Genomic DNA, 18,997 nt, shown 5'->3' with positions numbered 1-18,997 from the left:
CATTGTCATGACCGCGAATTCGGTGCACACCGGAGATTCCGCGCTGAACGCCGACCGCCGCGCCGCGGATCTGCGGCGGCTGGGCGACGGCGCCGAGATCGACGTGCTGGTGATCGGCGGCGGTGTCACCGGCGCGGGGGCGGCATTGGACGCTGCCGCCCGCGGGCTGCGGACCGTGCTGGTGGAACGCCGCGATCTCGCCTTCGGCACCAGCCGCTGGAGTTCCAAGTTGGTCCACGGCGGACTTCGTTATCTGGCTGGCGGCCGAGTCGGCATCGCCCACGAGAGTGCGGTGGAACGCGGCATCTTGATCCGCACTACGGCACCACATCTGGTGCGCCCACTGCCCCAGCTGGTGCCGCTGATCCCCGGCATCGGCCCCACGCAGACCGCATTGGTACGCGCCGGTTTCCTGGCGGGCGACCTGCTCCGGCGCGGCGCAGGGACACCTGCCGCGATCTTGCCCCGGTCGCGCCGGATCGCCGCCGCCGAGGCGTTACGGCTCGCGCCGACCGTACGCCGCGACAGGTTACGCGGCGGGTTGCAGGCCTGGGACGGGCAACTCGTCGACGACGCCCGCCTGGTGGTCGCGCTGGCGCGCACCGCGGCGGCGTACGGCGCGACAGTGCTCACCCGCACCGCGGCGTTCGATGTGACCGGGAAATCGGCGATGGTGCGCGACAGCCTGACCGGCGAAACCATCGCGCTGCGGCCACGTACCGTGGTCAACGCCACCGGCGTCTGGGCCGACCAGGTCGATCCGAGCATCGAACTGCGTCCGAGCCGCGGCACCCATCTGGTGTTTTCCGCCGCGTGCTTCGGCGGCCTCAGCGCCGCGCTGACCGTGCCGGTACCCGGCAGCACCAGCCGGTTCGTCTTCGCCTTTCCCGCCGCGCACGGCCGGGTCTACCTCGGCCTGACCGACGAGGACGCGCCGGGGCCGGTGCCCGACGAGCCGAAGCCGACCGACCACGAGATCGATTTCCTGCTCGACACCATCAACCCCGCGCTGCGGGAGCCGTTGACACGCGCGGATATTCGCGGCTCGTATGCCGGGCTGCGCCCGCTGCTCCAGACCACAGACGACAGCACGGCCGACATCTCGCGCAAGCATGCGGTGCTGCACTCGCCGACCGGCGTCATCACCATTGTCGGCGGCAAACTCACGACCTATCGGCGAATGGCCGAGGATGCCATCGATGCGGCGATCGCGCGCGGCGACCTCACCGCCGGGCCTTGTCGCACCAGGCGACTGCCGTTGGTAGGCGCGGTCTCCGGCGCCGAGCGTGACCGCATCGATGCGGCGCCGGAGCTGATCGAACGCTACGGCAGCGAGGCGGCCGCCATCGCGGTCGCGGCGCGCCGCGACCCTTCCCTCGCCGAGCCGGTGGCGCCCGGAATCGATGTGATCGGCGCCGAATTCGCGTTCGCGGTCTCGCACGAGGGCGCGCTGGACGCCGACGATCTGCTGGATCGGCGCACCCGCATCGGCCTGGTCGCCGAGGATCGCGCGGCGGCCGCCCCGGCGGCCGCGGCAGCGCTGGCGCCTATCGCCTAGGACGATTCTCGACCAGTCCGCGCTCGGATCGGTCCATCGACCGTCCCGCGAGTTCCGCGCGCATGCACGCGCGCGGCCACCGGTCGAGGCCGTGCGCGTGTTCGGCCGCCCGCAGCGCCCGCAAACCGGGCGTCTCCTCCTCCAACGACAGATATCGGAAGCCGAGCCGCTCGTAATACGGCCCGTTCCAGGCGACCTCGGTGAACGTGGTCAGGGTGATCGCCGCCATCCCCTCGGAGGCAGCCCACCGCACGGCCCGGTCGATGAGGCGCTTGCCGATCCGCCGCCCGGCGAAAGCAGGGCGCACCGAGACCTGGTCGATGTGGGCGATACCGTCGACCAGGCCCAGGACCAGGTAGCCGATCGGGTAATCGGCGGCGTCGGCCCAGACCCAGGCGCGGCCGACCCGCTGAAACTCGCGCAACGTGTCCAGTGCCGGCGGCTCATCCTCGGCCACCGCCGTCATGCCCACCGCCGCGAACGGCACGCCGGCGGCACGCTCGATGTCCTGGAGTGCGCACAGGTCGTGCGTCGTCGCTGGGCGGATCATCGGGCCATTGTGTACCGGGTCCGCGCCGCGAGCGAGCGAGTTCTCCGCCCGCCCCGATCAGTCGGCGGGCGTGGCGAGAATACCGTTGACCAGTACCCGCACCGCCCAGGCCGCGCGCGCATCGCCGTTGCCGGCCAGCATCGTGTCGCGCATGGCCACCAGGGTCGGATACCGGTCGGCGGGCAGGCGGGCGAACTGCTGGGCAACAGCGGTGACGTAATCCGCCTCGGTGCCGTCCTCGGTGTTGTGGACGCTCTGCTCGACGGCCGCCGCGGCGATGTGTAGATAGATCAGGTCCACCGCCCAGGCACCGGTTCGATCGTCCAGTCCCGCCGCGGTGAGCTGCGCCAGCATCCGTTCGATGAGATCCAACGCGTTCGGACCGGTCGGAATCGCACCGAGCGCGACAAGAGCCAGTCCCTCGTGGCGGCTCATCGCCGCGACCGTGGACTCGACCAACGCCGTGAGCCGCTCGCGCCAGGTCGCTCCCGCCGGTTCGGGAATGGTGCCGAGGACGTGGTCGAGCATGGCGCCCATCAGGTCGTCGCGGTTGGCGACGTAGACGTACAGCGAGGCCGCGCCGGTATCCAGCTCCTGGGCGACCCGGCGCATGGTGAGTGCCGCGGCGCCGTCCCGGTCCAGGATCCGCAGGCCGGTCTCGATGATCACCGCACGGCTCAGCGGGGCTTTGGCCGGGCGAGCCCGGCGACTGGCGGGTGCTGCGCTCATGGGCCGAGCTTATCCCGCTACGAACACTGTTTGACACGAACAACGTTTGTTCAGGCCGCGACTGTCCACACGCCTCATCACGGCGTTTCGCCACGGCCGGGGCTGAGCTGTTCGGTATCCACCCCCCGGGCAATCGGGACGACAGGTTCCGAGGGGGATGCCGAGAGCGGTCGGCGATACTCCAGACTCCGAGACAAACGATCGAGACGGACATCACAGCCATCACGATCTGGCATGAACCGCGTCCGGGTCGAGGACCGGCTCGACACGGTCGACCTGGGTGATGAAAAGGCGCACGACAGCGAGAAATTCGACGACGAGACCGCAACGTGGACAGGACGCGCACCCCGCAACAGGGTAGGTCGAGGCCACCGTTAACCCGTGGGCAACGCTCTATGCTGGCTTCGATATTCCGGTAGTTGCGCCGGGGAAGGAGGGCGCGGGTGCGCGGAATTCCATCCACCGTGGGTATCGCGCCGGGCGACGGTCTGGTCGCCCGCTTCGGTGTGGTCGTCGCCTACCTCAGTGGCGAATCCGCCGCCACAGACCGAATACTCGGCGCCATCGAAGCCGTGACCGACGCCGAACACCCTGGTGCGGCGCTCGCCAAACGCCTGGCCGCGGTCATTTTCGGGAGTCCTTCGGAGCCACCGCCGTTCGGTGTGGTCGCGCCGACCGAAGAGGGAACACTGATCCTGTTGCGCGGACCGGTGGCCGCCGAGATCCACGGCGCGGAGGGCACCCGTCGACTGTCCGGCGCACGTGCGTTCACCTGGGTCGATGAGATCGTGCGTGAACCGGTGCGGCGCATCACCGTCGGCGCCGACACCGGCACCGTACCGACGCCGCAGCCGCGCAGCGATCTGCGCGCGGGTGTGGTTCCCGGTGGCGGCTTCGTCCTGCTCGCCACCGTCCGGCGGAAGGGAAAGGCCGCCGAGCAACGTGCGGACGAACGCGCTGCCAGCTCCGCGTCGTCCGCACAGATCGCACCACCCGAGCCCGCTGCAGCTTCGAAGTCCGAACCCGAACCCACCGCCGCGGCGGGCTTCGCGGCGACGCCCGAGCCGACCGGCGCGTCCGACGCCGTGGCGTCAGTTCCCGCCACCGCCTCGCGACCCGAGTCGGCGCGCCGGCCCGCCAAGCCGCGCCCGCCGCGGTCAGTGCCGGATGTTTCGCTCGCCTGGTCCCGGCTACAGCCCGCAGGACAGGCCGATGCCGAACCCGCACCACTGCGCACGTCCACCGCGACCGCGGACGGCGGAACGCGTGCGCGTGGTGAAGTCGACGCGAGCGACGCGATCCTCGGCGCACTGGTCTCGGCGGATGGCGCCGCCTATCCCCTGGACCGTCCCTACGTCATCGGGTGCGGGCCGCAGGTCGACGAGTCGGTCCGCGCGGCGACCGCCGCCCCGCTCGTCATCAGGCGTGACCGCCACGTCTCCCGCGTCCACGCCTACGTGTCGGTCGACGGCGGCAAAGTCTACGTCCGCGACGCCCGTGCGACCGCAGGCACTTTCATCGCCGCCCCAGACACTGACCAGTGGACCCGAATCAGCACTGCCCCTACCGAACTTCCGCCCGGTTGGCGCGTGCGCATCAGCGACCGCATCCTCACCTATCACGGCGATGACCAGTACACCGGCGGCACCGACAGCGTCGCCACGCGGCGCGGCCGCTGAGTGGCGATGGCTCGTATCTACGAGCAGCGGTACCCGCGAAGCAACCGAATCCGGGAAGATTTTTCGGCACCCGATTCGGGTGCCGACCGTGCGAGGAGCTGACCCCCCGAGCGACTCAGACAGCTTTGGAGCACAATGGCCAGCATGCATCGAAATGGACCGGCCCAGGACATCGACGAGTCTCGGCTAACGGTGACCCCACCCAAGGAGCAGGCCGCCGGCGTCACTGCCGTGGCGGTCGCGTTGAAACGCTCGATGGAGGAGATGGGTGTGCTGCGCACCGCGCGCACGCTCTCCCGGGTCAACCAGGTGCACGGCTTCGACTGTCCCGGCTGTGCCTGGCCGGAGCCGTCCGGCCACCGCAGGCCCGCCGAGTTCTGCGAGAACGGCGCGAAGGCGGTCGCCGAGGAGGCGACGCTGCGCACGGTCACTCCGGAGTTCTTCGCCACGCACTCCGTGGCGGACCTGGCGGACAAGTCCGGATATTGGCTCGGTCAGCAAGGCAGGCTGACCCACCCGATGGTGCTGCGCCCCGGCGACACCCACTACTCTCCGATCGCCTGGGACGACGCCTACCGGTTGATCGCCGACCAGCTGCGCGCCTTGGCCACGCCCGACGAAGCCGTCTTCTACACCTCCGGCCGCACCAGCAACGAGACCGCGTTCCTCTACCAACTGCTGATCCGTAGTTTCGGCACCAACAACCTGCCCGACTGCTCGAACATGTGCCACGAGTCCTCCGGCACCGCGCTGTCGAGCTCGATCGGGATCGGCAAGGGCTCGGTGACGATCGACGATTTCCAGGCCGCGGACCTGATCATCGTCGCCGGCCAGAATCCCGGTACCAACCATCCGCGCATGCTCAGCGCGCTGGCCGGCGCGAAGGCCGAGGGCGCTCGGATCATCGCGGTGAACCCGCTGCCGGAGACCGGGTTGCTCGGCTTCCGTGACCCGCAGACGGTCAAGGGATTCACCAGCGGCGTGCCGATCGCCGACGACTTCCTGCAGATTCGCCTAGGTGGCGACATGGCGCTGTTCCAGGCGCTCGGGCGACTGCTGTTCGAGGCCGAGGATCGCGCACCGGGAACGGTGGTCGACCGCGAGTTCGTCGACGCCCACTGCGCGGGCTTCGCCGAATACGAAAAGTCCGTGCGCTCGGTAGATTTCGCCACTGTTCTGGCGGCTACCGGCCTCACCAGAGCAGAACTCGACCACACCGCCGAGTTGTTCGCACGATCGAAGAAGATCATCATCTGTTGGGCCATGGGCCTGACCCAGCAGGCACACGGCGTCGCCACCATCGAAGAGGCCACCAACCTCCTGTTGCTGCGCGGCATGATCGGTAAGCCCGGCGCGGGCGTCTGTCCCGTGCGCGGCCACTCGAACGTCCAGGGCGACCGCACCATGGGCATCTGGGAGAAGATGCCCGATGCCTTCCTCGACGCACTCGATGCCGAATTCGGGATCACCAGCCCCCGCGAACACGGCTTCGATACCGTCGAGGCCATCCGTGCGATGCGTGACGGCCGCGCGAAGGTCTTCGTCGGGATGGGCGGCAACTTCGTCTCCGCCACCCCGGACACCACGGTGACCGAGGCCGCACTGCGCGGCTGCGACCTCACCGTGCAGATTTCCACCAAACTCAATCGCAGCCACGTCGTCCACGGGGGGACCGCACTGATCCTGCCCACTCTCGGCCGCACCGACGAAGACCTCCGCGAGGGCGTGAAACAGCAAGTTTCGGTCGAGGATTCGATGTCGATGGTGCACCTGTCCACCGGAAGGCTGAAACCGGTGAGCGATCAGCTGCGCAGCGAAGTCGCCATCGTCTGCGAACTCGCGCTCGCCTTGTTCGGTGCCGACCACTCGGTGCCGTGGGCGCGGTTCGCCCGCGACTACGACGCCATCCGCGACGCGATCTCCCGGGTCGTGCCCGGCTGTGCGGACTACAACGTGAAGGTCAGGCAGCGCGGCGGATTCCAACTGCCACACCCGCCACGCGACCGCCGCGAGTTCCACACCGCCACCGGCAAAGCCAACTTCGCGATCAACGACCTGACCTGGCTGCCGGTGCCCGCGGACCGGCTCATCCTGCAAACACTGCGCAGCCACGACCAGTACAACACCACCATCTACGGACTCGATGACCGATACCGCGGTGTGCACGGCGGCCGCAAGGTGGTACTCGTGCATCCGGACGACATCGCCGCATTCGGTTTCACCGACGGCGATCTGGTGGACGTGGTCTCCGAGTGGACCGACGGCATCGAACGCCGCGTCGAAGGCTTCCGCCTCGTCTCCTACCCCACCCCGCGCGGCAATGCGGCCGCCTATTACCCCGAGACCAACCCGCTGGTCCCGCTCGGCCATGTCGCGGCGCGGTCGAACACACCGGTGTCCAAGGCCGTCACCGTTCGACTCGAGCCGAGCCGATCATGAGCCGTGTGACCGCCCGCCGCCGGATGCGCCGGATCTCACCGGCCGGGGAGGTCCAGCGCCCGGATACGCTCGCCGTGGAGGAACCGCTCGAGATCCGCATCGGTGGACAGTCATTGATGGTCACGATGCGCACGCCGGGCAACGACATCGATCTCGTGCACGGATTCCTGCTGAGCGAGGGCATGATCGGCGATGCCGACGAGATCGCCGCCGCGCGCTACTGCGCCGGTACCGACGACGAGGGACGCAACACCTACAACGTCCTCGACCTCACCCTGCGCAATCCCGTCCCGGTGCCGACCCGCAGCTTCCTGACTACGGGCGCGTGCGGCCTGTGCGGTAAGACCGCCTTGGACGAGGTGCGCACCCGCACCCGGTTCCCGCTGCCGGCGGAGGGCCCGGTGGTGGACACCCGCGCGCTGGCCACCATGCCGGACACCCTGCGGGGCCGCCAGTCGGTGTTCGACGCGACCGGCGGTATTCACGCCGCGGGCTTGTTCACCGCCGACGGCGCGGCGCTCGCGGTGCGGGAGGATATCGGCAGGCACAACGCGGTGGACAAGGTGATCGGCTGGGCGCTGCGCGAAAATCTGATTCCCGCTCATGATCTGGTGCTCATCGTCAGCGGTCGCGCCTCGTTCGAACTGGTGCAGAAGGCGGTCATGGCCGGGATCCCGATGCTGGGCGCGGTCTCGGCGCCGAGTTCGCTTGCCGTCGACCTGGCCGCCGAGTCCGGGCTCACGCTGGTCGGCTTCCTGCGCGGAGAGACCATGAACGTCTACAGCAGGCCCGAGCGCGTCCGTCTCGAATCGGAAGCCGCCGCGCAATTGGTCTGACGCACTCTTGCCGCACCGGATCGTCCGTCTTACCGTGACGGCAAGCGTTCGGAACTGTTCGGCGAGAACGGAGTGGCCGATGCGGATCTCGGTACCGGCAACCGGTGTGGGTCTGCGCGCACGCAGGCGATTCGAGCATTTCCGCGGCCGACTGGTGATCGCAAGGATCATCCTGGCCATCTTGGCGGTGCAAGGCGCGATCGTCGGGCTGTGGGCCACGGTGGCGCCGCATTCCTGGTACTCCAGCTTTCCGGGATTCGGCACACGGTGGGTGGCGGTGGACGGGCCCTACAACCACCACTTGGCCGGCGATGTCGGCGCGTTTTTTCTTGCGCTGACCGCCGTCACGATCGCCGCGCTCGTCGTCGACGGCGCCACGGCGGCTCGGATCGCGGGCATCGGTTGGCTGACCTTCGGCATCCCGCATTTCGTCTATCACGCTACGCACCGGCCCGCCGCGCTGGGCGCGACCAGCTTCACGGTCAGCCTGATCGGCGCGTTCCTACTCGTTGTCGCCGGTCTGGTCTGCGTCTTCGCCCCGCCGCGTGGCGATATTCCGCGGTCGAACGATAGCCGTTTCCCGGGACGCCGTCCGCGCGCGTCCCGCTGATCAGCGCCGGGTCCGGTCGTCCCGGTCGATGTGCACAGTGACCGGGACGCCCGTGGGCCGTGCTCGTCACCACGGGCGTGATCCGGGGCGGCTGTCGGAGGACGCCGCATTCTTCGTGCACTTCTCGAGCGAGCGCCCGCGCGGCGATCTGGCGCCGACGTGAGCGTTCGTCCCCGGTAGGGAGGACGGCGACGCGTTCGTCAGTCCTTCAGCGCGTCGAGCAGCGCGGCACGCTGACGCGCGCCGAGACCACCGATGCGGCGATCCTCCGGGATTTCCGCCTGGTCCATCAGCTTCGCCGCCTTGACCGGGCCGACGCCGGGCAGAGCCTTGATCACGGCGGCGACCTTCGTCTTCTTGACCAACTCGTCGGAGTCGGCCTTCTTCAGCAGCTCGGCAACCGAAACCTTGCCCGCCTTCACCTTGCCGATCAGTTCGGAGCGTGCCTTGCGGACCGCAGCCGCTTTGGCCAGCGCTTCGGTGCGCTGCTCTGCGGTCATGGTAGGCAGTGCCATGTCTCCTCCGCTTCCACTCACTCGAACATCTGGTTGACCGGACCGAGTAAACATCACGGCGCCGAACCCGCAAGGCCGACACACCGGGGCCGACACAGCGGAAATAGCGATGAATTCTCCGGGTCCATGCCGTCCGATCACGCAGCCGACCTGCACGCAGCGGCCGAATGGGACGAAAGGAACACCACGTCGTAGCGCTGTCGCGCACCCAGTTCGCCACCCTCGACGGCGTCTACCGACCTTCCAGTACTGGTCGGCGCCGGGAAGCGACTTCTCACCGCCGACAGCGCACCGCTCGGGCTCCGGCACGCGGACTCCCGCGTGACCAGCAGCGGCGTGGTCATCGGCACTTATCGCAACGCGAGTGCGCCGCAGTATGGGCCTACGCCCGACAGGTCGCCGCGGCGCAAGTAACAGCGCCGGCGTTTTCCTCGACAGGATCAGCAAGGCAGCAATGCGGGACAGCAGGTTCAACGGCGAACCAGGAGGATCAACGGCGATCCCCGACACCGGGCGCGATCGGTCTGCGCCGATCGTCACCGTGTCCCACGGCGCGGGCGCGACAACAGAACAATCGACTTCTTCTCGCCGCGCCCGCACCGTGTCAGCATGGCGAGCATGAGTCCGCTGCACGCGCGCCCGCCCGCAGTCTTGTGGCTGTGGGCCGGACAGGCCATTTATCGCGGACCGTCGCTGCGCCTCGGGGCGCATTCCACCGCGGTGGAATGCCTGACGGTCGGAGTGGACGCGCCGTTCACACTGGAGGCGGACGGGACCGCGCGAATCGTGCGGAGTGCGTTGATTCCGCCGCGCAGGGTGCACCAGGTCGTCGCGGACGGCGACGACATGATGTTCTGTTACCTTGATCCCGGATCTGCCCGGGCACGCGCATGCCGCGACCGGATGACCCTGTGGGACAACGATATCGGGCTGACGCATCAGGGCGAGGCAGCGCTCGCGGACGCAGCCGGTCGTGACCGGCCCGATCCGCGGGCGCTGGCGGATCTCATCGGCCTGGCGTCGCGTCCGTCGATGGACGCCCGCATCGCGGAGGCGATGGCCACTCTTCGCGCGTATCCCGCACGCGAGCTCACCGCCGACCGGTTCGCCGCGGCGGCGCATCTGTCGGAATCTCGTTTTCTGCACCTGTTCTCGGCGCAGGCCGGGACGTCGTTCCGGCGGTACCGGCTCTGGGCCAGGATGCTCGGCGCCGGGCGGGCGATCGCCAAGGGCGCGAACCTCACCACCGCGTCCGCCGACGCGGGATTCGCCAGTCCCTCCCATTTCAGCGATGCCTTCCACACCTTGTTCGGGCTGTCGGCCACCACACTGCTCGCCACCGGCGTACAAGTCGTGGTGCCGGACGAGGCAGGCGGGACCGAGCCTTGACCGGTGGACGGAGCTAGGATGGGAATGGGAACGCGTTCTCATTTCGCGGAGGAGCCGTGACCGTCGTCACCAAGGTCGGCGATCAACGGGTCGTCTTGTCGCCGATCGATGTGATGGAGTTCGACGAGGAAGGCCGGATCACCAGAATGCGCGCCGACTGGAGCCAGGCAGACCGGCGGATCGAGCCCGAATAGTCGGTGTGGATCCTGGTGCGCCAGGTCACAGCGCGGTCGCATCACATTCCGTAGCGGTCTCTCGTCCGAGAAGTAGGAACAATCCACTGATCGAAGGAGATCGAGATGGGTGCCACCCGTATCGCCGCCGTCACTCCGCAGCAGGCCGGCCCCCTGACCAAGCTGCTGTATCGACTCGCGCAGCGCCGCTACCGCGCGGTTCCTGAGCCATTCGCGGTCACCGCCAACCATCCGAAACTGCTCGCCGCCAACGCCGTCCACGAGCTCATGGCACAGAAGGCCAGCACCACATTGCCCGCGGCCGTCCGCGAGATCGCCGTCTATCGCGTCGCATGGACGGTCGGCTGCTCGTGGTGCGTCGACTTCGGCGCCATGCTCATGCGCCTCGGCGAGCTGGACGTCGAACGACTCGAGCACATTGCCGATTACGCGACGTCGCCCCGATACTCCGACGACGAGCGCGCCGCCATCGCTTACGCCGACGCGATCACCGCCACCCCGACCACCGTCACCGACGAGCAGGTCGCGGATCTGGAGCGGCGATTCGGCCCAGCGGGCGTCGTGGAGCTCAGCTATCAGATCGCACTGGAGAATTCGCGCTCACGGTTCAACTCCGCGCTCGGCATCACCGCACAAGGATTCAGCACCGATTCGTGTCGAGTGCCCTGGGCGTGAGCCTCCCCGGCGGTCCGCGGCGCGGCCGAAAGATGGTGGCCGACCTGGTACTTCGGGCCGGGTCGCCCGCCGGACTGTCGCTCCGGCCGGGAATGGACTAAGAATAGAGGGTGCTGAGGCCGCATGTCCGCGCCCGGTCAGCGAGCTATCGTTGCGCGTTCGATGAGCGGTAGTCCGTGTCGGCGTCTACGGTTTCTCGAGTTCCCCTCCGCCCAACCGTTTGGAGCCGCATGCTCGACGAACATCCCCACGACGACGACGTCGCGCGGCTGGCGAGACAGGTCGAGAAAGCTCGCGGCCGCCTCGCCTACCAATTCGATCCAGCACTGACCGGCGCGCTGTCCGAAGAGGAACTGAACGCCGAACGCGAACTCGCCGAACGGATCCGGACGCAGAATCGCGAGCAGCGCTGGAAGCACGCCGAGGCCGCCGCCGAGGCGTCCGACCGAGCGCGCAACACCTCCGAGGCCATCGAGAAGGCAGATATTCGAGATCTCCTGCTGGCACGCAAGGCGATCGCCGCACAGCGGCGCGAATCCAGCCCGCATGCCAGGCTGGCCTCCCTGTACCGGCACCGCTCATGGTCGCTCGGCGCGTTGGCGGGTGTGGTCGCCTCGGGCATGCTCTGGTCGGCGGTCAACGTCCAGCACAACATCGCGCCCGGCGGGCCGGACGATCCGCTGTACTGGTTCAGCTATCTGCTCGAGGCGATGATCAGCGTGTCGCTGATCATCATCATGATCGGCACGAACAAGGTCACCGAGTGGGGTGTGCTGGACAACCGCAGCCAGGTCGCGGCGGCCGAGATCGCGTTGCTCGCACTGACGGTCGCCCTCAACACCTACCCGCACGTGAGCGCGGGGCGGTGGTTCGACGCCGCGGTCCACGGAGTGGCGCCGGTCATGATCGGCGTCGCGCTGCTCATCCACGACGCCGCCAGCGCACGCTACGGCCGCGCGATCACCTACGCCACCGAACAGGTCCGCAGTCTGCCCGATCCAGGCGCACACGACCCGCTGCCGGTACCACAGTCGATCCCGGACGACCCGGACGAACTGCAGGTGCCCGACGGCGCCGACTCCCAGCGGGCAATGTCGGACGACATCCAGTGGTCCACGGCGCACACCTCTGACCTCGGAGCGAGCGCGTCGCGCTGATCAGGGTCGGATCGATGGACGGTGAACCGTGCAGGTGCCGTGCCCACTGCCGCAGCGGCTGGACGGGCAGACCCATCGTTTGCGGGTGAGAACGTATCGCGGGCGGGCGGAACCATTTGCTCGCGGCACCATTCCCTCCCGTCATCGAGTCACCCGCAAGGCGTGCACAGTTGACACTCCCCGGGAAGCCGGCATAGCCTGCCGCCCGACTCCCGACCCGGACTTTATTGACAGGTGTTCATAATTTATGGACAGTTGTTGATAAAGGCCGAAAGGAGCTGATCGTGGCGGTCGTGGCAGGTGTATTGGTCGGGTTGATGGCGGTACTACAGGCTTACTTCATGGTGTTGGAGATGTTTCTGTGGGACCGGAAGCCAGGGCGGCAGTTGTCCGGGTTCGATGCGGAGATGGCGGTGGCGACGAAGCCGTTGGCAGCGAATCAGGGGTTGTACAACGGGTTTCTGGCGGCCGGGCTGGTGTGGGGACTGGTGGCGGACGCCCCGGTCGGGTTCCAGGTGCGGGTGTTCTTCCTGATCTGTGTGCTCGTCGCGGGTATCTACGGGGCGATCACGGCGAACTGGCGGATCCTGCTCGCGCAGGCGCTGCCCGCGACTCTCGGGCTGGCCGCGGTATTGCTCGCGGGATGAGCGAGGGTGATCCACGGGCCGCGCGCACCCGGGCCAGGTTGCGGGCCGCGCTGCTCGCCGAATGCGCCGAGCGTCCGCTCGAACAGGTCAGCGTGGCCGCCGTGGTGCGGCGCGCACGCGTGAGCCGCTCAGCGTTCTACCTGCACTACACCGACGCGCAGGCGCTGGCGGTGGACGCCTGCGCGGAAGTCGTCCGGGACGCGGTACAGGCGTTGCATGCCTGGCGCGGAACACCCGATCCGTCTCGTCCACCACCGGCGTTGACGGAGTTCGTCGAGGGGATCGCGCCGCACTCCGCGCTGTACCGGGCGCTGCTGCGCCCGGGCGGCAGCGGCCCGCTCGGCGAGCTACTCCACCACGAGCTGCGCGAACGTAGCCGGACCGAGCGCGCGCTGGCGGGCGCACCCGCCGCGGCCCTGGTGGCGTCCGCGGTGGCGGCGACATTCGCGGGTGTGCTCGCCGACTGGCTGCACGGCGCGATCGAAGCCACCCCCGCACAGCTGGCCGCCCAGATCTGGCGACTGCTCATTTCGCTGCACCGAACGGCTTTACCGTCCTGACCACCGAAACCAGCTGTACCGAAATCTCTTTCACGCGGCAGCCGCGAACCATCCCGCGAAACAACATGGTTCAGTACGGATACCGCCACTCGACCGCATCCTTGGCTTCTTTGAGCCCGCATCCGGTCAACTCCCGGTACCGCTTGATCGCCTGAATCTTCTTTCCCTGCGCCAAAAGAGCATCGATCTCACCCAGACCATCGCCGCTCGGTACGATGGCCCCGGTCCGGGTCGGCGCAGTCGCAGGCAGCTCCGTGATACCGAGATGGTTCATGATCAGATCGAGCTTGAAGTTCAGCGCATCGATCTTGCGCTCCACTCGCCGGTTGCCAAACATGATCCGATCGTAGTGATCGACCGACGCTACAGACGGCTTTCCGCACCGCGGCGACAAGACACCGGCACTCCGGTTCGGCACAGCTCGGCGAGATAGCGGTCGACCGCACCGACAACGGCACAGCGTGTCCTCGCTGGGCGCGCTGACAGCAAACCGACAACCGCTCGGCGGGACCCGCCTACCTTCCGTGCGAAAGTCGCTGGCAGGAGACTTGCCGGCGAAACGTGTCGACATCAAGAACTCGGCCAGTCGTCCGCGGCCATCGAACGACGGTGGCGCCGTAGCTCCTGGGCGACACTGAGGTCACCCTAGGCGGCTTGCTTCAACCTCGAAGTGAGGCACCGGTGGACCACCCGTCCACCCTGGACCGAATTACGCCGACTTCTCCCGGCGCTCCGCCCGCTGCGCCTTGCGCGGCACGATCGTCGGCAGCACATTGTCGTTGACGGTGTCCGCGTCTACGACCACCTTGGCGACATCATCGCGGCTCGGGATGTCGTACATCGCGGGCTGCAGTACTTCCTCCATGATCGCCCGCAGACCACGCGCGCCGGTACCGCGCAGAATCGCCTGGTCGGCGACGGCCTCGAGCGCGTCGTCGGTGAACTCCAGGTCGACCCCGTCCATCTCGAACAGCCGGACGTACTGCTTGACCAGTGCGTTCTTCGGCTCGGAGAGGATCTTGACCAGAGATTCCTTGTCCAGGTTGGTCACCGAGGCGACGACCGGGAGGCGGCCGATGAACTCGGGAATCAGACCGAACTTGATCAGGTCCTCCGGCATGACGTCGGCGAAGTGATCGCTGGTGTCGATCTCGGCCTTGGACCTGACCTCGGCACCGAAACCGATGCCGCGGTGCCCGGTGCGGTCGGAGATGATCTTCTCCAGGCCCGCGAAGGCGCCCGCCACAATGAACAGCACGTTGGTGGTGTCGATCTGGATGAATTCCTGGTGCGGGTGCTTACGGCCACCCTGTGGCGGCACGCTCGCCTGGGTGCCCTCCAGGATCTTCAGCAGCGCCTGCTGCACGCCCTCGCCCGAGACATCCCTGGTGATCGACGGGTTCTCGCTCTTGCGGGCGATCTTGTCGACCTCGTCGATGTAGATGATGCCGGTCTCGGCGCGCTTGACGTCGTAATCCGCGGCCTGGATCAGCTTCAGCAGGATGTTCTCGACGTCTTCACCGACATAGCCGGCCTCGGTGAGGGCGGTGGCATCCGCTATGGCGAATGGCACGTTGAGCATCTTGGCCAGCGTTTGGGCCAGATAGGTCTTGCCGCAACCGGTGGGACCGAGCATCAGGATATTCGACTTGGCCAGCTCGACAGTCTCGCCGCGGCTGTCGCGGCCCTTGTCACCGGCCTGAATGCGCTTGTAATGGTTGTATACCGCGACCGCGAGAGTGCGTTTGGCGGTGTCCTGCCCGATGACATAGTTCTCCAGGAAGTCCCGGATCTCGGCGGGCTTGGGCAGCTCATCGAGTTTGACCTCGCTCGACTCGGCGAGTTCCTCCTCGATGATCTCGTTGCACAGATCAATGCACTCGTCGCAGATGTACACCCCTGGTCCCGCAATGAGCTTCTTGACCTGCTTCTGGCTCTTTCCGCAGAATGAGCACTTCAGCAGATCGCCGCCATCTCCGATGCGCGCCATCTCTTGGGTCCCTACTTCCTTGTCCGCGTGCAACCGTCTGTCCAGGTTGCCAGCTGTCCGCCGCCTCCGTAGCAGCCGCATACGCACCGACTGTTTTCCGGAGTATGAGGCAGTGCTGTCAACCGGGAACAAAGGTCCCTAGGTTGACCGTACCCGGTGTGTGGGATGGAGGTCGACAACTCGAGCATGTTTCTCCGGCGCGTTGTGCCAGTTCTCACGACAACGGAATGCAATCCGTCCCTCCGATGGTCGCCGTGAGCTTCGACCATCCGCCTTGCGGCGCCTGGTCCGAAAGCGGGTTTCGAACTCGGGGCGCCGCGAAAGCCCACCGGCCGGGCGGTGTGCCTCGACATGCGCAACCTCCCGGCCGGAATTCCCTGTTGTGGAGCAATTTACGCGCGAACCGCCGCCGGGACCGACAATTCACCCCGCCATCCCGGTATACCCGGGATGACGGGCCGGAACATTACTTCTGGGCGCTGAGCTTACGGTAATCGAACACCGTGTCGATGATCCCGTATTCCTTGGCATCCTCGGCGGTCAGAATCTTGTCACGGTCGGTGTCCTTGCGGATGGTGTCGGCGTCCTTACCGGTGTGCCGCGCCAGCGTGGTCTCCATCAGACGACGCATCCGCTCGATCTCGGCCGCCTGGATCTCCAGGTCCGACACCTGCCCCTGGATACCGCCCTCCAGCGACGGCTGGTGGATCAGCACGCGCGCGTTGGGCAGGCAGGCGCGCTTGCCCGGGGTGCCCGCGGCCAGCAGCACGGCCGCGGCGGAGGCCGCCTGGCCGAGGCAGACCGTGGCGACATCGGCACGCACGTATTGCATGGTGTCGTAGATGGCCATCAATGAGGTGAACGAGCCACCGGGCGAGTTGATGTACATGGTGATGTCACGGTCGGGGTCCAGCGACTCGAGCACGAGCAGCTGCGCCATGATGTCGTTCGCCGAGGCGTCGTCCACCTGCACGCCGAGGAAGATGATGCGCTCCTCGAACAGCTTGTTGTACGGGTTGGACTCCTTCACGCCGAAGCTCGAGTGCTCGATGAACGACGGCAGAATGTACCGCGCCTGTGGGCTCTGCGGGGCGATGCCGGACAGGCCGGCGCGCGGGTCGATCGGATTGACCATCTTCGTCTCCAAAGTCTGTGCGGCGGCTGGACGTTCGCGGTGTCCAGGCGACCTAGGGGTGATCAGGGATTACTTCTTGCCGCCGTTGGCCTGGTTCGCGTGGCTGATCACGTGGTCGATGAAGCCGTAGTCGAGGGCGTCCTTCGCGGTGAACCAGCGGTCGCGGTCGGCATCGGCGGTGACCTGTTCCACAGACCTGCCGGTATGCAGCGCCTGCAGCTCGTTCAGCTCCCGCTTGGTATGCGCGAACTGCTCCGCCATGATCGCGATGTCGGCGGCCGAACCGCCGATGCCCGCCGAGGGCTGGTGCATCATGATCCGCGCGTGCGGCAGCGCGTAGCGCTTGCCCTTGGTCCCCGCGGTGAGCAGGAACTGCCCCATCGAGGCGGCCAGCCCCATGCCGTAAGTCGCGATGTCGCACTCGGCGAACTGCATCGTGTCGTAGATGGCCATACCGGCGGTCACCGAACCACCCGGCGAGTTGATGTAGAGCGAAATGTCCTTGGTCGGATCCTCGGCCGACAGCAACAGGATCTGCGCGCACAGTTTGTTCGCGATGTCGTCGTCGACCTGGGTGCCGAGGAAGATGATGCGCTCACGCAGCAGGCGCTCGTACACCGAATCACTGAGGTTGAGACCAGCAGTCGCGGTTGTCATGACCCCTGCCTGGTTGATTGTCACGGATACCTGCCTTCTCTCGCCGGCTCGTTGCTGATAGCCGAACAGCCATCTCGGGTTCGCTTGTCACAAACAGTAACGAAGCAGGGCGGCACCGAACTCCCGGTACCGCCCTTCTTCGCTCACAGCGCAATCAGTGCACCCCTCGGGCGCCGAGCACGCTGGCATTCCATGAAATTATTCGGCGCTCGCGGCGGCCGTCTCCTCGGCCTTGTCCTCGGTCTCGCCCTCGTTCACCGAATCCTCTGGGCCGCCGAACATTTCGGTGGTATCCACGGCATTTCCCGCGGAGTCGGTGACAGTCACCCTACCAACCACACCCGCCAGCGCCTTGCCACGACGGACGTCGGCGAACACCGCGCCCAGCTGGCCGGCCTGCTGCACCTGCTGGATGAACTGCTCCGGCGACAGGCCGTAGCGCTGCGCCTGGAACAGGATGCGCTCGGTGAGCTCCTCCTGACCGACCTGCGTACCTTCCGCCTCGGCGATCGCGTCCAGCAGCAGCTGGGTCTTCACCGACTTCTCGGCGGCCGCTTTGGTGTCGGTATCGAACTCCTCACGGGTGCTGCCCTGGGTCTCGAGCGCCGCGGCGAACTTCGCGTCGTCGTGGTCGAAGCCGTGCACCGCGTCGTGGGTCACCGCGTCGATCTCGGCCTGCACCACGGCGTCGGGCAGCGGCACCTCGACCTGCTCGAGCAGGGTCTCCAGAACCTTGTCGCGGATCTCGCCGGCCTGCTGCACCTTCTTGACCTGCTCGACCCGGTTACGCAGGTCTTCCTTCAGCTCGTCGAGAGTATCGAACTCGCTGGCCAGCTGAGCGAACTCATCGTCGGCCTCCGGCAGCTCGCGCTCCTTGACCGACTGCACCGTGACGGTGATCTCAGCGTCCTTGTCCGCGTGCTCGCCGGCGACCAGCTTCGAGGTGAACGCCTTGGACTCACCCGCCGACAGCCCGATCAGCGCCTCGTCCAAGCCCTCGATGAGCTGGCCGGAGCCGACCTCGTGCGACAGTCCGGTGGTGGCGGCCTCCGCCACCTCCTCGCCGTCGACGGTCGCCGACAGGTCGATGGAGACGAAGTCGCCGTCCTGCACCGGACGCTCGACGCCGGTCAGGGTGCCGAAGCGCTGACGCAGCGACTGCAACTGCTCCTCGATGTCCTCGTCGCCGATGGTGAAGGCGTCGACGGTGACCTCGAGGGTCGCGTAGTCGGGCAGCGTGATCTCCGGGCGAACGTCGACCTCGGCGGTGAAGGCGATCTCCTGGCCGTCCTCGATCTTGGTGATCTCGATCTCGGGCTGGCCGATGACCTTCACCTCCGAGGCGGTGACGGCCTCGCTGTAACGGCCGGGCAGCACGTCATTGACGACCTGCTCCAGGATCGCGCCGCGTCCGAGCCTGGCCTCCAGCAACTTCGCGGGCGCCTTGCCCGGACGGAAGCCGGGGATCCGGACCTGCTTGGCCAGCGCCTTGTAGGCCTTGTCGAAGTCCGGCTTCAGTTCCTCGAAGGGCACCTCGACATTGATCCGGACCCGGGTCGGGCTCAGCTGCTCGACGGTGCTCTTCACGGACATGCTCCTTGTTCGTTGTTCGTACTGGTCGGCGTTCGGTTGACGTGCTCCACCGCGCACCCGGAAGGTCGGAATGAGCGGCGAAGC

General features: G+C 67.4%; 19 protein-coding genes. 11 read left to right on the top strand and 8 right to left on the bottom strand.

Annotation, left to right across the window (positions count from 1 at the left end; translation table 11 throughout):
- The first annotated feature begins 7 nt into the window (after positions 1-7).
- The gene (locus tag AB0B25_RS10445) at positions 8-1,558 is read left to right on the top strand and encodes a glycerol-3-phosphate dehydrogenase/oxidase (RefSeq protein ID WP_357176954.1); all 1,551 of its coding nucleotides are present in this window, start codon (positions 8-10) and stop codon (positions 1,556-1,558) included.
- On the opposite strand, the gene AB0B25_RS10440 is transcribed toward AB0B25_RS10445, so the two are convergent.
- Both AB0B25_RS10440 and AB0B25_RS10435 read right to left on the bottom strand, forming a co-directional pair.
- Entirely contained in the window at positions 1,548-2,108 is a 561-nt protein-coding gene (locus AB0B25_RS10440) for a GNAT family N-acetyltransferase (RefSeq protein ID WP_357176953.1), read from the bottom strand. The genes AB0B25_RS10445 and AB0B25_RS10440 overlap by 11 nt on opposite strands.
- 57 nt (positions 2,109-2,165) lie before the next feature.
- Complete coding sequence (locus AB0B25_RS10435) at positions 2,166-2,837, bottom strand: TetR/AcrR family transcriptional regulator C-terminal domain-containing protein (protein ID WP_357176952.1); 672 nt, start codon at positions 2,835-2,837, stop codon at positions 2,166-2,168.
- Positions 2,838-3,280: 443 nt separating this feature from the next.
- Here AB0B25_RS10435 and AB0B25_RS10430 point away from each other — a divergent pair, with 443 nt between their 5' ends.
- The 4 genes from AB0B25_RS10430 (at position 3,281) to AB0B25_RS10415 (ending at position 8,401) form a co-directional block, all read left to right on the top strand.
- Positions 3,281-4,516, top strand: coding sequence for an FHA domain-containing protein (locus AB0B25_RS10430; protein WP_357176951.1), 1,236 nt, complete (start codon positions 3,281-3,283; stop codon positions 4,514-4,516).
- A 144-nt stretch (positions 4,517-4,660) separates the two neighbouring features.
- The gene (locus AB0B25_RS10425) at positions 4,661-6,955 is read left to right on the top strand and encodes an FdhF/YdeP family oxidoreductase (RefSeq protein ID WP_357176950.1); all 2,295 of its coding nucleotides are present in this window, start codon (positions 4,661-4,663) and stop codon (positions 6,953-6,955) included.
- Complete coding sequence (gene fdhD / locus AB0B25_RS10420) at positions 6,952-7,791, top strand: formate dehydrogenase accessory sulfurtransferase FdhD (protein ID WP_357176949.1); 840 nt, start codon at positions 6,952-6,954, stop codon at positions 7,789-7,791. The genes AB0B25_RS10425 and fdhD overlap by 4 nt, the downstream gene beginning before the upstream one ends.
- Positions 7,792-7,870: 79 nt before the next feature.
- The gene (locus AB0B25_RS10415) at positions 7,871-8,401 is read left to right on the top strand and encodes a hypothetical protein (RefSeq protein WP_357176948.1); all 531 of its coding nucleotides are present in this window, start codon (positions 7,871-7,873) and stop codon (positions 8,399-8,401) included.
- Between the two features lie 200 nt (positions 8,402-8,601).
- Here AB0B25_RS10415 and mihF read toward each other — a convergent pair whose 3' ends face one another.
- A complete protein-coding gene (mihF, locus tag AB0B25_RS10410) occupies positions 8,602-8,916 on the bottom strand; it encodes an integration host factor, actinobacterial type (RefSeq protein WP_357074883.1) in 315 nt (104 codons plus the stop codon).
- A 609-nt stretch (positions 8,917-9,525) separates the two neighbouring features.
- On the opposite strand from mihF, the gene AB0B25_RS10405 reads away from it, so the two are divergent.
- The 6 genes from AB0B25_RS10405 to AB0B25_RS10380 all read left to right on the top strand — a co-directional run bounded on the left by AB0B25_RS10405 (position 9,526) and on the right by AB0B25_RS10380 (position 13,538).
- Complete coding sequence (locus AB0B25_RS10405) at positions 9,526-10,305, top strand: AraC family transcriptional regulator (protein ID WP_357176947.1); 780 nt, start codon at positions 9,526-9,528, stop codon at positions 10,303-10,305.
- A gap of 56 nt (positions 10,306-10,361) precedes the next feature.
- Positions 10,362-10,499 carry a hypothetical protein gene (locus AB0B25_RS10400; protein WP_357176946.1) on the top strand — a complete coding sequence of 46 codons (138 nt, stop codon included), beginning with the start codon at positions 10,362-10,364 and terminating at the stop codon, positions 10,497-10,499.
- Between the two features lie 105 nt (positions 10,500-10,604).
- Positions 10,605-11,174: a carboxymuconolactone decarboxylase family protein gene (locus AB0B25_RS10395; protein ID WP_357176945.1), complete on the top strand. Its 570-nt coding sequence runs from the start codon at positions 10,605-10,607 to the stop codon at positions 11,172-11,174.
- A gap of 230 nt (positions 11,175-11,404) precedes the next feature.
- Entirely contained in the window at positions 11,405-12,331 is a 927-nt protein-coding gene (locus tag AB0B25_RS10390; RefSeq protein ID WP_357176944.1) for a hypothetical protein, read from the top strand.
- Between the two features lie 284 nt (positions 12,332-12,615).
- Complete coding sequence (locus AB0B25_RS10385) at positions 12,616-12,978, top strand: DUF1304 domain-containing protein (RefSeq protein ID WP_357176943.1); 363 nt, start codon at positions 12,616-12,618, stop codon at positions 12,976-12,978.
- Positions 12,975-13,538 (top strand): TetR family transcriptional regulator, encoded by a 564-nt coding sequence (locus AB0B25_RS10380; protein ID WP_357176942.1) that lies wholly within the window; start codon positions 12,975-12,977, stop codon positions 13,536-13,538. The genes AB0B25_RS10385 and AB0B25_RS10380 overlap by 4 nt, the downstream gene beginning before the upstream one ends.
- Positions 13,539-13,608: 70 nt before the next feature.
- On the opposite strand, the gene AB0B25_RS10375 is transcribed toward AB0B25_RS10380, so the two are convergent.
- The 5 genes from AB0B25_RS10375 to tig form a co-directional block, all read right to left on the bottom strand.
- Positions 13,609-13,875 carry a 50S ribosomal protein L7/L12 gene (locus AB0B25_RS10375; RefSeq protein ID WP_357176941.1) on the bottom strand — a complete coding sequence of 89 codons (267 nt, stop codon included), beginning with the start codon at positions 13,873-13,875 and terminating at the stop codon, positions 13,609-13,611.
- Positions 13,876-14,247: 372 nt separating this feature from the next.
- Positions 14,248-15,528 carry an ATP-dependent Clp protease ATP-binding subunit ClpX gene (gene clpX, locus AB0B25_RS10370; RefSeq protein ID WP_357074859.1) on the bottom strand — a complete coding sequence of 427 codons (1,281 nt, stop codon included), beginning with the start codon at positions 15,526-15,528 and terminating at the stop codon, positions 14,248-14,250.
- Positions 15,529-15,994: 466 nt separating this feature from the next.
- Positions 15,995-16,663, bottom strand: a complete 669-nt coding sequence (locus tag AB0B25_RS10365; protein WP_357176940.1) for an ATP-dependent Clp protease proteolytic subunit — start codon at positions 16,661-16,663, stop codon at positions 15,995-15,997.
- 69 nt (positions 16,664-16,732) lie between these two features.
- A complete protein-coding gene (locus AB0B25_RS10360; protein WP_357074854.1) occupies positions 16,733-17,320 on the bottom strand; it encodes an ATP-dependent Clp protease proteolytic subunit in 588 nt (195 codons plus the stop codon).
- 198 nt (positions 17,321-17,518) lie between these two features.
- A complete protein-coding gene (gene tig, locus AB0B25_RS10355; protein WP_357176939.1) occupies positions 17,519-18,907 on the bottom strand; it encodes a trigger factor in 1,389 nt (462 codons plus the stop codon).
- Positions 18,908-18,997 lie beyond the last annotated feature (90 nt).

This window comes from Nocardia sp. NPDC049190 (assembly GCF_040648115.1).
In the GTDB taxonomy this organism is placed as follows: domain Bacteria; phylum Actinomycetota; class Actinomycetes; order Mycobacteriales; family Mycobacteriaceae; genus Nocardia.
This window is presented reverse-complemented; position numbering and strand designations above follow the sequence as displayed.